Genomic DNA, 14,795 nt, shown 5'->3' with positions numbered 1-14,795 from the left:
AGCGTTTGGTGATCCCCTCGAGCTCGACGGCTGGGGCACCACCCTCGGTCGTGGTCTGCGTCAGCGGTGGGGAGGCAGTGATGGTTCACACTCCGTGGTCCGGGCCCGCAGCATCGCGGGCGGGTGGCGCATTTCGGGCACCTGCGGCAAGGGTCGTGGCGCCGCGTGCTGGGGCGCTCAGGGAAGCACACGGCCCGGGTCAGACGCTACCGCGCCGCCCGGGCCGTGTGTTGCCCACATGCTCGACAAAGAGGTGTCGATCAGGGCTTTTCGGGAACCGTGATCTTCTTGTCGATGATCTGCTGCTTGTAGTCGTCGAGCTTGGTCTTGATGTCGTCCACCTGACCGCCGGTCGTGGAGTAGTCCACACCGCCAGCCTTGAGGTCGTAGATGTTGTTGCCGGTCTTCTCCTTGCCGTCAGCCGCCGACTTGATGAAGTCGTAGACCGCGACGTCGACCTTCTTGATCATCGACGTCATGATGACCGAGCGAACGTCCGCCGGAGCGGTGAGGGCCTGGTCGGAGTCGACACCGATGGCCAGCTTGCCGGCAGCCTTGGCGGCCGTGAAGACGCCACCACCCGAGCCACCAGCAGCGTGGTAGACCACGTCGGCGCCCTTCTGGAACATGCCGTCGGCAGCGGTCTTGCCCTTGGCCGGGTCACCGAAGCCGCTGAAGTCCGGCGGCTGGGTGAGGTACTGGGAGTCGATCTTGATGGCCGGGTTGACGGCCTTCGCCCCGGCGATGAAGCCAGCCTCGAACTTCTTGATGAGGTCCACGTTGACGCCGCCGACGAAGCCGACGTGGCCCGTCTTGGACTTCAGCGCGGCCGCCGCACCGACGAGGAAGGAACCCTCGTTCTCGGCGAACGTGATCTGGTCGACGTTGGGGCCCTTGGAGTCGTCCGACGCGTCGTCGACGATCGCGAAGTGCACGTCGGGGTTCGCCTTGGCGGCCTTGCCCACGGACTTGGCATAGGCGAAACCGACCGCGACGACGTGCGTGTAGCCGGCGTCGACGAGCTGCTGGAGGCGCTCCTCACGGGCTGCCTCGTTCTCACCGTTGACGGCAGCGGCTTCCTTGGTGTCCACCCCGAGCTCGGACTTGGCCTTGTCGAGGCCTGCGGCGGCTGAGTCGTTGAACGACTGGTCTCCGCGACCGCCGACGTCGTAGGCCATGCCGACCTTGACGTCGCTCTTCTTGCTGGAGCTCGAGCTCGAGCTGGAACCGCTGCCCCCGGCGTTGTCGCCCGAGTCACCACATGCGGCGAGGGTCAGTGCTGCCACCGACATCACCGCGGCAACCTTCATCGTGTGACGCAAGGCTGTTCTCCTGTTCTTTGATGTGCAAGAGGCGCTGTGCTGCGCCACTAGGGCGTGAGGATAGCCCGACGAACTGCTGAGTAACTCAGCCTTGGGGCACTTGGGACACAAACCGTTACCGATCCGCGACTGTCCCTCAACTGGGGTCAGGAGCGCCCACCGGCGTCTTGACGACGCCAGCCACCACCACTCCGGCCAGCAGCCGGGCGCCCTGGACGACCGAGTCGTCGTCGACCACGAGGTCACCCTGGTGGAGGTCGTAGGTGTGACCGCCCGGCGTGCGCGTTCCCAACCGGGCCATGGCTCCCGGAACCTTTCGGAGGTACCACGCGAAGTCCTCGCCACCGAGCGACTGCTGCGTTCCCAGGGCCGTCAGGCCCGCACCCTCGGCCGCGGCCCGGAACACCTCGATCGCCTCCGCGTCGTTGACCACGGGGGGCACTCCCTGGACGTGCTCGAGGACTGCCGTCACGGCATACGGGGTCACGATGTGCTCCACCGCCTCGGCGAGCAGCGGTCCGATGGTCGTCCACGCGGCGGCGTCGAGCATGCGCAGGGTGCCGGCGACGGTGCCGCTGGACGGGATCACGTTGGCGGCCTGGCCGGCGTGCACCTCGCCCCACACCAGCGCGAACGCCGTCCGCGGGTCGAGTCGGCGGGACAGGACGGCCGGCAGCTCGGTGACCACCTTGGCGAGGGCGAAGGTGAGGTCCTCGGTGAGGTGGGGGCGCGACGTGTGGCCGCCTCGACCCGCCAGGTGCACCGTCACGCGGTCGGCCGCCGCCGTGATCGCGCCGTCGCGCAGGCCGACGGTGCCGACGTCCAGGCTCGGGTCGCAGTGGACGGCGAAGATCGCGTCGACCTCGTCGAGGGCACCCTCGGCCAGCAGGTCGACCGCCCCACCGGGGATGACCTCCTCGGCGGGCTGGAAGAGCAGGCGGACCCCGATGCCGCGTTCGCGCAGGGCCTCCTCGTGGGCCTTGAGCGCCAGCCCGGCACCGAGCATCCCGGCGACGTGGACGTCGTGTCCGCAGGCGTGGCAGATGCCCTCGGTGGTCGAGGCCCACGGCAGGCCGGTCCGCTCCCCCACGGGCAGTGCGTCCAGGTCGGCGCGCAGCGCCACGCGGTATGCCGGCTGCTCGGCTCCGAGGTCGGCGATCAGTCCGCTGACGGGCAGGCGGCGCACGGCGACCCCGGCGGCCTCGAGGCGTTCGGCGACCCTGGCGGTCGTGCGCGTCTCGCCACGGGAGAGCTCCGGGTGCGCGTGCAGGTCGTGCTGCAGGGCGAGGAGCTCGGGGGCGAGGGCGTCGATGGTGGTGCACAGGTCGGCCAGCAGATGGTTGTCGCTCATGTCAGCGGTGACTCTACTCGCGGCTGCGCGTCGCTCCGGTCAACCTAGAAGGTCTCGCGGGGGACGTAGAGACCCCACACGTCGCGCAGCGCGTGGCTGACCTCGCCGCCGGTGGCGCGCAGGCGCAGGGCCTCGCGCATCGGGTAGAGGAGGTTCTCGGTGCCCCGGGCCGCCTCGCGGACTGCCTCGAGGGCGGCCTCGACGGCCACGTTGTCGCGCTCGGCACGCAGCGCGGCGAGCCGCTCGCGTTGGTCGTGCTCGATCTGCGGGTTGACGCGCAGCGGCTCGTAGGGCTCCTCGGTGTCGAGCGTGAACCGGTTGACCCCGACCACGATCCGCTCGCCGTGGTCGATCTCGAGGGCGATGCGGTAGGCCGAGCGCTCGATCTCGGACTTCTGGAAGCCCTGCTCGATGGCCGCGACGGCTCCCCCACGGTCCTCGACGGCCTGGATGAGGTCGAGCGCGGCAGCCTCGACGTCGTCGGTCATCGCCTCGACGACGTAGGAGCCGGCGAACGGGTCGACGGTCTTGGTCACGTCGGTCTCGTAGGCGATGATCTGCTGCGTCCGAAGGGCGAGGCGGGCGGCCTTCTGCGTCGGCAGGGCGATCGCCTCGTCGAACGAGTTGGTGTGCAGCGACTGGGTGCCACCCAGGACGGCCCCGAGCCCTTGCAGCGCAACGCGGACGAGGTTGACCTCGGGCTGCTGGGCGGTCAGCTGCACCCCTGCCGTCTGGGTGTGGAAGCGCAGCATCTGGCTCTTGGGGTTCTTGGCACCGAACTCGTCACGCATGATCCGCGCCCAGATCCGCCGGGCGGCCCGGAACTTGGCGACCTCCTCGAGCAGGGTGGTGCGGGCCACGAAGAAGAACGACAGCCGCGGGGCGAAGTCGTCGACGTCGAGACCGGCGGCCTGCGCGGCGCGGACGTACTCCTTGGCGTTGGCCAGCGTGAAGGCGATCTCCTGCGCAGGCGTCGCCCCTGCCTCGGCCATGTGGTAGCCGCTGATGGAGATGGTGTTCCAGCGCGGAAGTTCCTTGTGGCAGTAGGCGAAGATGTCGCTGATCAGCCGCAGCGACTCCTTCGGCGGGTAGATGTACGTCCCTCGCGCGATGTACTCCTTGAGCACGTCGTTCTGGATCGTCCCGGCCAGCCGCGATGCGTCGGCGCCGTTCTCCTCGGCGACCAGCTGGTACATCAGCAGGAGCGTGGCGGCCGGTGCGTTGATCGTCATCGATGTCGAGAGGTCGCCCAGTGGCAGTCCGCCGAACAGCGTCCGCATGTCGTCGATCGAGTCGATCGCGACGCCGACCTTGCCGACCTCACCGCTCGAGATCGCCTCGTCGGAGTCGTAGCCCATCTGGGTCGGCAGGTCGAAGGCGACGGACAGTCCGCCGGTGCCGTTGGCCACCAGCTCGTGGTAGCGCTCGTTGGACTCCTTGGCGGTGCCGAACCCGGCATACTGCCGCATCGTCCAGGGCCGCCCCGTGTACATGTTCGGGTAGACGCCGCGCGTGTAGGGGAACTGCCCAGGCGCACCGAGCTGGGAGTCCGCGTCGAAGCCCTCGAGGTCGCCCGCGGCATACACCGCCTTGATCGGCAGGTCGGACTCGGATCGTGCGGAGGGGACGTCAGCGGCCATGCCGCCCACGATTCACCCGAGAAGCGTTCTCGGGTGAAGCGCAACAAAGTCCCTAAACCCGATAAAGGTGAAGCCGGGGTCAGTAGCCGAGCTCGGCCCGGCGCTTGTCCCATCGCACGGAGAGCTGGTGCATCTCCTCGGTCACGAACTCGAGGAACGCCACGCTGAGAGAGAGGCGGTCTCCGGCGGTCGTCCCCAGGCCGCCGACCTGGTCGACGCCCTCGCGCAGGGACTGGGTGAGGGGCGCGTAGATGTTGGCCGAGTTCATCATCACGTCGTGCCAGGCGTCGTCGGCGACGACATAGACGTCACGACGACTCCCCTGCTCGCGCTCCCGGTGGATCATCCGCATCTGCTGCAGCGAGCGCACCGCACCCGACACGGACGCAGGGCTGACCGCGAGCACCTCCCCGAGCTCGGCGGCCGTCATCCGGCCGTCGGCGTCGGCCAGCAGGGCGGCGAAGACCCGGGACGGCAGTCGCTGCATCCCGGCCGCGGTCAGGGCCGAGCCGAAGCGCTCGACGAAGCGCGACGGGTCTGCGGGCGCGGGGGTGGGAGCCATGAAGAGAGTTTAGATCATTCAGAGTTTTCTGAAAATCGTGTATCGTCGGGGCCATGGCTCCTGTCATCGAGGCCACCGGCCTCACGAAGAAGTTCGGCACGACCACCGCCCTGGACGGCCTCGACCTGACGGTCCACGAGGGCGAGGTCCACGGCTTCCTGGGCCCCAACGGCGCGGGGAAGTCCACGACCATCCGCATCCTGCTCGGCCTGCTGCGCTCCGACGGCGGCACCGTCACCCTGCTCGGGCAGGACCCGTGGAAGGACGCCACCGAGCTGCACCGACAGCTGGCCTACGTGCCCGGCGATGTCGTCCTGTGGCCCAACCTGACCGGCGGCGAGGTCATCGACCTGCTCGGCCGGCTGCGCGGCGGGATCGACCCGGGCAAGCGCGACAAGCTGCTGGAGGCGTTCGAGCTCGACCCCACCAAGAAGGGTCGCTCCTACTCCAAGGGCAACCGGCAGAAGGTCGCGCTCGTCGCAGCCCTCGCCTCGGACGTCCCGTTGCTGGTCCTCGACGAACCCACCTCGGGGCTCGATCCGTTGATGGAAAAGGTCTTCCAGGACCACCTCACGCAGGTGCGCGCGCAGGGCCGCACGGTCCTGCTCTCAAGCCACATCCTGTCCGAGGTCGAGACGGCGGCAGACCGCGTCAGCATCGTCCGGGCCGGTCGGATCGTCGACTCGGGCACCCTCGCCGACCTGCGACACCTGACGCGCACGAGCGTGTCCGCGACCCTCGCCAGGCCTGTCGCCCAGACGGAGGCTGCGAGGTGGCCCGGTGTCGACGCCGCCAGGCAGGACCGTGACCGCCTGGTCCTGTCCGTCGAGACCAGCGCCGTCGGGGACGTGCTCCAGCGACTGGGCGCCCACGGCATCGAGGCGCTGACCTGCCAGCCGCCGACCCTGGAGGAGCTCTTCCTCTCCCAGTACCGCGACGCGATTCCCGAGGCCGCTCCCCGGGAGGAGGTGTCGGCATGACCTCGTTCGCGGGCACGGGCGCCCTCCTGCGGCTGGCCTGGCGACGCGACCGGTGGATCGTCGTGGCCAGCGTCTTCGCGCTGGTCGCCACGGCCTACGGCTCGATGGCGGCCACCCTCGACCTCTACCCGACCGATGCCGCCGCGGCAGGTGGAGCGGCGGCGATGGTCGACAACCCGTCGCTGACCGCCCTCTACGGACCGCTGCCCTCCGCGACCGCCGCGGGGATCGGCGTCCTCAAGACCGTGATGATGGGCAGCCTCGCGACCGCCTTCCTCGCCTTCGCGCTGGTCCGGCGGCACACCCGCAGCGAGGAGGAGGAGGGCCGGCTGGAGCTGCTCGCCGCCGGCGTCGTCGGTCGGCGTGCTCCGCTGGCCGCAGCGGTCGCGCTGGCGACCCTGACGGTGCTCGCCACCGGCCTGCTTTCCGCGCTGAGCCTGCTCGGCACCGGGGTCGACGCCACCGGGTCGTTCGCGCTCGGCACCGTGGAGGTAGTCGCCGGGCTCGTGATGACCGGCGTCACCGCAATCGCCGTCCAGCTCACCTCCACGACACGTGGCGCGGGTGGCATCGCGATCGGCGTCCTGGGGCTGGCCTTCGTCGTGCGGGCCACGGCCGACACCGCCACCGGAGCCGGAGCGGACCTCGGCTGGCTCTCCTTCCTGGGCTGGGCCGAGAAGGTCAGCCCGTTCGGAGCGAACCGGCTGTGGATCCTGCTCCCCGCCGCGGTGGCCACCGGCGCGCTCCTCGCAGTCGCCGACGTGCTGCTGCACCGACGCGACCTCGGGTCCGGCCTGTGGGCCGCCCGTCCCGGTCCGGCGCGGGCCAGCGCAGGGCTCGCCACGCCGTTCGGCTTGGCCTGGCGCCTTCAGCGCGGATCGCTGCTCGGCTGGACCATCGGGTATGCCGTGCTGGGCCTGGTCGTCGGCAACATCGCCTCGTCCGTCGACCAGATCGCCGACTCCCCGGACGTCGAGGAGATGCTGCGCAAGATGAGCGGCGGCCAGGGTTCGCTGCTCGATGCCTTCTTCGGCACCGAGCTGCGCTTCCTCGCGGTGGGGGCCGCGGCATACGGCATCGCCACCGCGCTGCGGCTGCGCTCGGAGGAGGGCTCCGCCCGCGCCGAGGTCGTCCTGGCCACGCCGGTCAGCCGGTGGCGCTGGCTCGCGAGCCACCTGGTCATCGCGGCGGCGGGGTCCGTGTGGCTGCTCGCCGTGGTGGGCGTGGCGGCCGGGCTCGCCGCGGGCTCGGTGAGCGACACCGGCGTCGCCGACCTGCTGCCGGCTGCGCTCGCCACAGCCCCGGCCGTGCTGGTCTGCGTCGCGCTCACGGTGCTGCTGTTCGGGCTGCTACCCAGGCTCTCGACAGCGGCGTGGGCGGTGCTGTCGGTGTTCGTGGTGCTCGGGGAGTTCGGCGCCCTGCTGTCCCTGCCGGGGTGGGCGCTGGGGCTGTCGCCGTTCGACCACCTCGGCAGCCTGCCCGGCGGCGACGCAAACCCAGCCGGCCTTGTGGGGCTGCTGGTCGTGGGGGCGCTCGCGGGAGGAGCGGGAGCCGCCGCCTTCCGCCGCCGCGACCTCGCGACCTGAGGCCGGGGTCAGAGGAGGTCGGTGCGGCCCTCGGACCGCAGGGCGTCGACGACTGCCTTGACGTCCTGGGCGCGTTCGCGGGACATCACGAGCAGCGCGTCCGGGGTGTCGACGACCACGACGTCGTCGAGGCCCACGAGCGCCACGACCCTGCCCATCCCCGGCACGACGATGCCCGTCGAGTCGACCACTCGCACGGTGGAGGCGTCGCCGAGGACCCGCACCCCCGGCGTACCGGCGGCGTCGGTCAGCAGGGCGCCGAGGGAGCTGAAGTCGCCCACGTCGTCCCAGCCGAACCCACCCGGCACCATCGCGACCCTGCCCTGCGCGGCAGCGGGTTCGGCGACGGCGTGGTCGATCGCGATCTTCTCCAGCCCCGGCCACACCTCGTCGAGCCGGCTGGGGTCGGCCGCGAGCGCCCGGACTCCCGCCGCGAGCTCGGGGTGCCACTGCGCCAGCAGGTCCAGCAGCACGGTCGCCTTCACGACGAACATGCCGGCGTTCCAGCGGAACCGCCCCGTGGCGAGGTACTCCTCCGCCCGCGCCCGGTCCGGCTTCTCGACGAACTGGCTGACCGCCGTGGCCGGCCCCTCGCCGAGCAGCGAACCCATCTCGATGTAGCCGAATCCCGTTGCGGGATGGGTGGGTTCGATGCCGATCGTGACGACGAAACCCTGCTCGGCAACGCGAACGGCCTCGGCGACACAGGCGCGGAACGCCTCCTCGTCGGCGATCACGTGGTCGGCCGCGAACGACCCGAGCACCGCCTCGGGGTCACGCGCCTCGAGCACCGCCGCCGCCCACCCGATGGCCGCCATCGAGTCGCGCGGCGCCGGTTCGGCCAAGAGCTGCTCGGACGGCAGGTCCGACAGCTGCTCCCCCACCGCCGCGCGGTGCGAGACGCCGGTGACGACCAGCACCCGCGACCCGGTCAGCGGCGACAGCCGGTCCCACGTGGCCTGCAGGAGAGAGCGACCCGATCCGGTGAGGTCGTGCAGGAACTTGGGCGAACCCGCGCGCGACAGCGGCCACAGCCTCGTCCCGGCACCCCCGGCAGGGATCACCGCCCAGAAGTGCTCGTTCGTTGGTGCAGCCTCAGTGGTCGCCGCCGATGACATGGCGGGAACGCTAGCCCACCCACCAGTCCGTCACCTGCCGCTCACCCGACACACCCCCAACGGTGGCCGTCACCTCACCCGGGGTGCGGACGCTGGTCGGGTGCGCGTAGCCATCGTCACCGAGTCGTTCCTGCCCTACCTCAACGGGGTCACGACCAGCGTCTGCCGCGTCACCGAATGCCTGCGCGACCGTGGCCACGAGGCGCTGATCCTTGCCCCCCGTCCTGCCCCGACCCACTACGCCGGGTATGCCGTCCACGGCCTCGCGTCCGTCCCCGTGCGTCAGTTCCCGGTGGGGCTGCCGATGGGTGGCGAGGTGGAGGCGGCGCTGGCCGACTTCGCGCCGGACGTCGTCCACGTGGCCTCGCCGTTCGTGCTGGGCGCCAGTGCCCTGTCAGCCGCGACACGGCTCGGGCTCCCGACCGTGGCGATCTACCAGACCGACATGCCCAGCTACATCCGACAACACGGCCCGGGGGCGGTGGGCCGCGGCGCTGCCCGGGCGGCCTGGCGCTGGATCCGCCGGATGCACGAGATGGCCGACCTGACCCTGGCCCCCTCGTCGGCGACGCTCGCCGAGCTGGAGGCGCACGGCATACCTCGCACGGCCCTGTGGGCCCGTGGCGTGGACGCCGCCCTGTTCCACCCCGGGTGGCGCGAGGACGCCGGCACCCGCGCACTGCGTCGGTCCCTCGCGCCGCAGGGGGAGGTGCTCCTCGGCTACGTCGGACGGCTCGCCCCGGAGAAGGAGCTGACCCGGTTGGCCTCCCTCGCCGGCCTGCCGGGCCTGCGCGTGGCGATCGTGGGCGAGGGACCCACCCGCCAGGACGACGCCGCGGCCCTTGCCGCCGTCGGCGTCGACACCGTGTTCCTCGGCCGCCGCGAGGGCGACGACCTTGCCAGGGCGTATGCCGCGTTCGACCTCTTCGTGCACACCGGCACCCGGGAGACCTTCGGGCAGACCCTGCAGGAGGCCGCGGCGACGGGGCTGCCCGTCATCGCACCCGCCCGCGGCGGCCCGCTCGACCTGGTCGACCACTCGCGCACGGGACTGCTGTTCGACCCCGACGACCCGACCGCCTTGCGCGACGCGGTTGCCCACCTCGCCGGCGACCGGGTCAAGCGCGAGGCGATGGGTGAGGCAGGGCGGCTCCGCGTGGCCCACCGGAGCTGGGCCTCGCTGACCGACCAGCTGCTCGCCCACTACTCCTCGGCCCGGCACGCCCGCGCCCTCGCCGGGTAGCGCGGGCCAGGCCCGCGGCATACCGGCGGGTAACCGGGCCTGTCTGGTTTCTCACAGGCAGGCCGTTCACGGTCCGGGCGGCGGGGCCGATAACCTGACGGGCGAACTACGGCCCTCGACGCTCGCCGACGACTGCCGTGACATCTGCTTCGAAAGGGACGCGCAGTGGCGCAGGCAGCCAACGGGACCCTCTACCGCGGCCGTGAAGGCATGTGGTCGTGGGTGGCCCACCGCATCAGCGGCGTACTGATCTTCCTCTTCCTGTTCGCGCACGTGCTCGACACGGCGCTGGTGCGGGTCTCCCCTGACGCCTACAACGAGGTGATGGGGGCCTACAAGAACCCCGTCGTCGGGATCGCCGAGGCCGGGCTGGTCGCCGCCGTGATCTTCCATGCGCTCAACGGTCTTCGCATCATCGCCGTCGACTTCTGGGCCAAGGGCCCGAAGTACCAGCGACAGCTGTTCTGGGCCGTCGCCGTCGGTTTCGTCGTGCTGTTCGCGCCCTTCGCGATCCGGCACCTGACCGTCGTGTTCACGCACTGAGAGGCCAGGGGAACCCATGAGCGCCACCACCGAAACCAACTACCACGCCGGTCCCGACGCCACCTCCGCCAAGAAGTCCCGCTACCGCCGCGTCTCCAAGAGCCGCGGCAACTTCGAGCTCTGGTCGTGGGTCTTCATGCGGGGCAGCGGCGTGCTGCTGCTCGTCCTCGTGTTCGGGCACCTGTTCGTCAACCTCATGCTGGGCGAGGGCATCCACGGCATCGACTTCGCGTTCGTCGCCGGCAAGTGGAGCAGCCCGTTCTGGCAGACGTGGGACCTGCTGATGCTGTGGCTCGCGGAGCTGCACGGCTTCAACGGCGTCCGCACGATCATCAACGACTACACGGAGAAGGACCGCACCCGGTGGATCCTCAAGGGTCTGCTGGTCGCGAGCGCCCTGCTCGTCATGGTGCTCGGCACGCTGGTCATCTTCACCTTCGACCCGTGCCTCGACCCGTCCGCCACCCTCTCCGTGTGCGCACGATGACCCTGGAACGCCAAAGGAACCAACACTGATGCAGACGCACAAGTACGACGTGGTCATCGTCGGGGCCGGCGGGGCGGGCATGCGTGCCGCGCTCGAGTCGAGCACCCGCACCCGCACGGCGGTGCTGACCAAGCTCTATCCGACGCGGTCCCACACCGGCGCGGCGCAGGGTGGCATGTGCGCCGCCCTCGCCAACGTCGAGGAGGACAACTGGGAGTGGCACACCTTCGACACCGTCAAGGGCGGCGACTACCTCGTCGACCAGGACGCGGCGGAGATCATGTGCCGCGAGGCCATCGACGCCGTCATCGACCTCGAGAAGATGGGTCTGCCGTTCAACCGCACGCCCGAGGGCAAGATCGACCAGCGCCGCTTCGGTGGGCACACGCGCAACCACGGTGAGGCCGCCGTCCGCCGGTCCTGCTTCGCCGCCGACCGCACCGGCCACATGATCCTCCAGACGCTCTACCAGAACTGCGTCAAGCAGGGCGTCGAGTTCTACAACGAGTTCTACGTCCTCGACCTGCTGATGAACACCGGCGCAGACGGTGTGCAGCACACTGCCGGCGTCGTGGCCTACGAGCTCGCCACCGGCGAGCTGCACGTCTTCCAGGCGAAGTCGGTCGTCTTCGCCACGGGTGGCACCGGCAAGGTCTTCAAGACCACGTCCAACGCCCACACCCTCACCGGTGACGGGATGGGGGTCGCCTTCCGGCGCGGAATCCCGTTGGAGGACATGGAGTTCTTCCAGTTCCACCCGACCGGCCTGGCCGGTCTCGGCATCCTCCTGTCCGAAGCCGCGCGTGGCGAGGGCGGCATCCTCCGCAACGCCGACGGCGAGCGGTTCATGGAGCGCTACGCCCCCACCATCAAGGACCTCGCGCCTCGCGACATCGTTGCCCGCTCCATGGCCAACGAGGTCCGTGAAGGCCGTGGCGCCGGTCCCAACAAGGACTACGTCCTGCTCGACCTGACCCACCTCGAGCCGGCCCACATCGACGCCAAGCTGCCCGACATCACCGAGTTCGCCCGCACCTACCTCGGCGTCGAGCCCTACACCGAGCCGGTTCCGGTCTACCCGACGGCGCACTACGCCATGGGCGGCGTGCCGACCAACGTGGAGACCGAGGTGCTGCGCAACAACACCGACGTCGTCCCGGGCCTGTTCGCCGCCGGCGAGGTCGCCTGCGTCTCGGTGCACGGCTCCAACCGCCTGGGCACCAACAGCCTGCTCGACATCAACGTCTTCGGGCGCCGGGCCGGCATCGCCGCCGCGGAGTATGCCGCGAACGCACCGTACGTCGACCTGCCGGCCAACCCCTCGACCTTCGTCGAGGCCATGGTCGAGGGCATCCGCACCCGAGACAGCGGTGAGCGCGTGGCCGACCTGCGCCGAGCCCTGCAGGAGACGATGGACCGCAACGTCCAGGTGTTCCGCACCGAGGCCTCCATGAAGGAGGCGCTCGGCGTCATCGACGAGCTCAAGGAGCGCTACGCCCACGTCGTCGTCCAGGACAAGGGCAAGCGCTACAACACCGACCTCCTCGAGGCCGTCGAGCTCGGCTTCCTCATCGAGCTGGCCGAGGTCATCACCCTCGGGGCCCTGGCCCGCAAGGAGTCCCGCGGCGGTCACTTCCGTGAGGACTACGAGGCGCGCGACGACGTCAACTTCATGCGCCACACCATGGCCTACCGTGCGCCGGTCGCCGACGACGAGCAGGGCCCGAAGTTCGCGGACGAGGTCCGCCTCGACTACAAGCCCGTGACCGTCACCCGCTACCAGCCGATGGAGCGCAAGTACTGATGACCGCCACCACGACCCAGACGACCTCCGCAGGCCCGGCTGGTCAGGACGCACCCAAGTCCGGCGCGGTGCCGTCCTTCACCGTCACCCTGAAGATCTCGCGCTACAACCCCGAGACCGACAGCGAGCCGCACTGGGAGACCTACCAGGTCACCTCGCACGCCACCGACCGCGTCCTGGACGCCCTGCACCAGATCAAGTGGGACCAGGACGGCTCACTGTCGTTCCGCAGGTCCTGCGCCCACGGGGTCTGCGGGTCGGACGCCATGCGGATCAACGGCAAGAACCGGCTCGCCTGCAAGACGCTCATCAAGGACGTCAACCCCGACAAGCCGATCACCGTCGAGCCGATCAAGGGCCTTCCCGTCGAGAAGGACCTCATCGTCGACATGGAGCCGTTCTTCGACGCCTACCGCGAGGTGATGCCGTTCCTGATCACCGAGGGCAACGAGCCGACGCGCGAGCGCATCCAGAGCCAGGCAGACCGCGACCGGTTCGACGACACGACCAAGTGCATCCTGTGCGCCGCCTGCACCACGAGCTGCCCGGTGTTCTGGAACGACGGCCAGTACTTCGGCCCGGCCGCCATCGTCAACGCCCACCGGTTCATCTTCGACACCCGCGACGACGGCGGGGCGCAGCGCCTGGAGATCCTGAACGACAAGGAAGGTGTGTGGCGCTGCCGCACGACCTTCAACTGCACCGACGCGTGCCCGCGTGGCATCCAGGTGACGAAGGCGATCCAGGAAGTGAAGCGCGCGCTCCTGACGAGTCGCTTCTAGCCGTTGGCACGCCTGCCAGCGTCATCACGCACCCCCGCGGGTCGCGGCCACCGAAGCGGGCGCCTGCACCTCTCGCAAGCTCGTTTTACGGTGCTGCGCGCCCACTTCGGCGCCCACTCGGGACCTGTACGGCGCGCGCTCCTCGGGCTCTTGGTCTCGGCAGGCGCGATCTCGATGGGTGCAGCAGTCCCGGCATCCGGGGCGGTGACGCCGTCGCCGTCGGTGACGACGAAGGCGCTGCCGACGCCTGCGAGCACTGTCGATCCGCTGGTGTCGGTGGGGGGCCCGCGGCTGGCGTCGATGGGGGTCGTCACGGATCTGCCGGCGGGGGTTCCGGCCCCGCCCACGCTGCGTGACGTGTCGTGGGTGCTGGCTGACCTGGACTCGGGGACTGTGGTTGCAGCGAAGGCCGCGCACGCCCGGTTGCTGCCCGCCAGCACGCTCAAGGCGCTGACCGCCCTCACGCTGATCCCCGAGATCCCGGCCGGGCGCAAGATCGTCGCGACCCCCGCCGATGCCAACGCAGACGGCACGCGCGTCGGGTTGGTGCCCGGACTGCCCTACACGGCCGGACAGCTGTTCCAGGCGTTGCTCATGGCGTCGGGCAACGACGCCGCCTACTCCCTCAGCGAAGCCGGCGGCGGGCGAGAGGCGACCCTGGCCGCGATGAACGAGCAGGCGGCATACCTCGGAGCGCACGACACCGTCGCCAAGGACCCGTCCGGCCTGGACCGACCCGGGCAGACGTCGAGTGCCTACGACCTGGCGCTGATCGGTCGGGCAGCGTTGCAGCTCAAAGACTTCCGCACCTACGTCACGACCAAGCAGGTCGACTTCCCCGGCCGCATGGACCCCAAGACGAAGAAGCGCGCGACCTACAAGGTCAACAACCACAACAAGCTGCTCTACAACTACGACGGCACCATCGGCGTGAAGAACGGCTACACCGAGGCTGCCAACCGCACCTTCATCTCGGCCGTCACCCGCGGGGGCAAGACCTATCTGCTCACCGAGATGTACGGGCTCGACTCGTCGTGGCGCCCCCAAGCGGCGATGTACGACTGGGCCTTCACCTACGCCGACAAGGCGAGGCCGGTGGGTGAGCTCGTCGCGCCCGGCACGGTCACCGCGTCGCCCACCCTCCTGCCGAGCACGACCTCGCCCGCCCTCACCAACCCGGGCCCGGCAGGCCCGCACACCCCTGGCGCGACGGCGGCGGCGGCGCTGCCCGGCGCGGACCTGGACTCCGCGTCGCTGAGCCGGTGGGTGCGGCCCGTCGCCGCGGTGCTGGTCCTCCTCGTGCTGCTCGTCGGGCTGCTCCGCCTACGAGTCCGCCGGCGCACGGTGCGGGCACGCCGCGGCCGATACCGCTGAGGT

At 70.4% G+C, this 14,795-nt stretch carries 13 protein-coding genes; 8 read left to right on the top strand and 5 right to left on the bottom strand.

All coding sequences use genetic code 11. The annotated features are described in order from the left end of the window. Positions 1–260: 260 nt before the first annotated feature. The 4 genes from AC1DYG_RS11950 to AC1DYG_RS11935 form a co-directional block, all read right to left on the bottom strand. The gene (locus AC1DYG_RS11950) at positions 261–1,310 is read right to left on the bottom strand and encodes a BMP family lipoprotein (RefSeq protein WP_477640080.1); all 1,050 of its coding nucleotides are present in this window, start codon (positions 1,308–1,310) and stop codon (positions 261–263) included. 148 nt (positions 1,311–1,458) lie between these two features. Continuing rightward, positions 1,459–2,673, bottom strand: a complete 1,215-nt coding sequence (locus AC1DYG_RS11945; protein WP_477640079.1) for an amidohydrolase — start codon at positions 2,671–2,673, stop codon at positions 1,459–1,461. A 44-nt stretch (positions 2,674–2,717) separates the two neighbouring features. Beyond that, positions 2,718–4,313, bottom strand: coding sequence for an acyl-CoA mutase large subunit family protein (locus tag AC1DYG_RS11940; protein ID WP_477640078.1), 1,596 nt, complete (start codon positions 4,311–4,313; stop codon positions 2,718–2,720). A gap of 79 nt (positions 4,314–4,392) precedes the next feature. Beyond that, entirely contained in the window at positions 4,393–4,875 is a 483-nt protein-coding gene (locus tag AC1DYG_RS11935) for a GbsR/MarR family transcriptional regulator (RefSeq protein WP_477640077.1), read from the bottom strand. Between the two features lie 53 nt (positions 4,876–4,928). On the opposite strand from AC1DYG_RS11935, the gene AC1DYG_RS11930 reads away from it, so the two are divergent. Both AC1DYG_RS11930 and AC1DYG_RS11925 read left to right on the top strand, forming a co-directional pair. After that, the gene (locus AC1DYG_RS11930; RefSeq protein WP_477640076.1) at positions 4,929–5,855 is read left to right on the top strand and encodes an ABC transporter ATP-binding protein; all 927 of its coding nucleotides are present in this window, start codon (positions 4,929–4,931) and stop codon (positions 5,853–5,855) included. After that, positions 5,852–7,441: an ABC transporter permease gene (locus tag AC1DYG_RS11925; protein WP_477640075.1), complete on the top strand. Its 1,590-nt coding sequence runs from the start codon at positions 5,852–5,854 to the stop codon at positions 7,439–7,441. The genes AC1DYG_RS11930 and AC1DYG_RS11925 overlap by 4 nt, the downstream gene beginning before the upstream one ends. Positions 7,442–7,449: 8 nt before the next feature. On the opposite strand, the gene AC1DYG_RS11920 is transcribed toward AC1DYG_RS11925, so the two are convergent. After that, positions 7,450–8,559 (bottom strand): mannose-1-phosphate guanylyltransferase, encoded by a 1,110-nt coding sequence (locus AC1DYG_RS11920; protein WP_477640074.1) that lies wholly within the window; start codon positions 8,557–8,559, stop codon positions 7,450–7,452. A gap of 100 nt (positions 8,560–8,659) precedes the next feature. On the opposite strand from AC1DYG_RS11920, the gene AC1DYG_RS11915 reads away from it, so the two are divergent. The 6 genes from AC1DYG_RS11915 (at position 8,660) to AC1DYG_RS11890 (ending at position 14,792) form a co-directional block, all read left to right on the top strand. Further along, a complete protein-coding gene (locus AC1DYG_RS11915) occupies positions 8,660–9,802 on the top strand; it encodes a glycosyltransferase family 4 protein (RefSeq protein ID WP_477640073.1) in 1,143 nt (380 codons plus the stop codon). Positions 9,803–9,967: 165 nt separating this feature from the next. After that, a complete protein-coding gene (gene sdhC / locus AC1DYG_RS11910; RefSeq protein ID WP_477640072.1) occupies positions 9,968–10,345 on the top strand; it encodes a succinate dehydrogenase, cytochrome b556 subunit in 378 nt (125 codons plus the stop codon). Positions 10,346–10,361: 16 nt separating this feature from the next. Then, positions 10,362–10,832 (top strand): succinate dehydrogenase hydrophobic membrane anchor subunit, encoded by a 471-nt coding sequence (locus AC1DYG_RS11905; RefSeq protein WP_477640071.1) that lies wholly within the window; start codon positions 10,362–10,364, stop codon positions 10,830–10,832. Positions 10,833–10,860: 28 nt separating this feature from the next. Then, positions 10,861–12,636 (top strand): succinate dehydrogenase flavoprotein subunit, encoded by a 1,776-nt coding sequence (gene sdhA / locus AC1DYG_RS11900; RefSeq protein WP_477614878.1) that lies wholly within the window; start codon positions 10,861–10,863, stop codon positions 12,634–12,636. Then, positions 12,636–13,418: a succinate dehydrogenase iron-sulfur subunit gene (locus AC1DYG_RS11895; RefSeq protein ID WP_477640070.1), complete on the top strand. Its 783-nt coding sequence runs from the start codon at positions 12,636–12,638 to the stop codon at positions 13,416–13,418. Before sdhA ends, AC1DYG_RS11895 begins: the two co-directional genes overlap by 1 nt. Positions 13,419–13,592: 174 nt before the next feature. Then, positions 13,593–14,792 carry a D-alanyl-D-alanine carboxypeptidase family protein gene (locus AC1DYG_RS11890; RefSeq protein WP_477640069.1) on the top strand — a complete coding sequence of 400 codons (1,200 nt, stop codon included), beginning with the start codon at positions 13,593–13,595 and terminating at the stop codon, positions 14,790–14,792. Positions 14,793–14,795: the final 3 nt, after the last annotated feature.

Source organism: Pedococcus sp. P1_H8, assembly GCF_056405175.1.
The sequence above is the reverse complement of the archived record's forward strand: the minus strand, read 5'-3'. Positions and strand labels throughout refer to the sequence as shown.

Coding starts and splice junctions, on each gene's coding strand:
- AC1DYG_RS11940 (WP_477640078.1), bottom strand. CDS start 4,313: ATGGCCGCTGACGTCCCCTCCGCACGATCCGAGTCCGACCTGCCGATC.
- AC1DYG_RS11950 (WP_477640080.1), bottom strand. CDS start 1,310: ATGAAGGTTGCCGCGGTGATGTCGGTGGCAGCACTGACCCTCGCCGCA.
- sdhA (WP_477614878.1), top strand. CDS start 10,861: ATGCAGACGCACAAGTACGACGTGGTCATCGTCGGGGCCGGCGGGGCG.
- AC1DYG_RS11935 (WP_477640077.1), bottom strand. CDS start 4,875: ATGGCTCCCACCCCCGCGCCCGCAGACCCGTCGCGCTTCGTCGAGCGC.
- AC1DYG_RS11920 (WP_477640074.1), bottom strand. CDS start 8,559: ATGTCATCGGCGGCGACCACTGAGGCTGCACCAACGAACGAGCACTTC.
- AC1DYG_RS11890 (WP_477640069.1), top strand. CDS start 13,593: ATGGGTGCAGCAGTCCCGGCATCCGGGGCGGTGACGCCGTCGCCGTCG.
- AC1DYG_RS11905 (WP_477640071.1), top strand. CDS start 10,362: ATGAGCGCCACCACCGAAACCAACTACCACGCCGGTCCCGACGCCACC.
- AC1DYG_RS11895 (WP_477640070.1), top strand. CDS start 12,636: ATGACCGCCACCACGACCCAGACGACCTCCGCAGGCCCGGCTGGTCAG.
- AC1DYG_RS11930 (WP_477640076.1), top strand. CDS start 4,929: ATGGCTCCTGTCATCGAGGCCACCGGCCTCACGAAGAAGTTCGGCACG.
- AC1DYG_RS11925 (WP_477640075.1), top strand. CDS start 5,852: ATGACCTCGTTCGCGGGCACGGGCGCCCTCCTGCGGCTGGCCTGGCGA.
- AC1DYG_RS11945 (WP_477640079.1), bottom strand. CDS start 2,673: ATGAGCGACAACCATCTGCTGGCCGACCTGTGCACCACCATCGACGCC.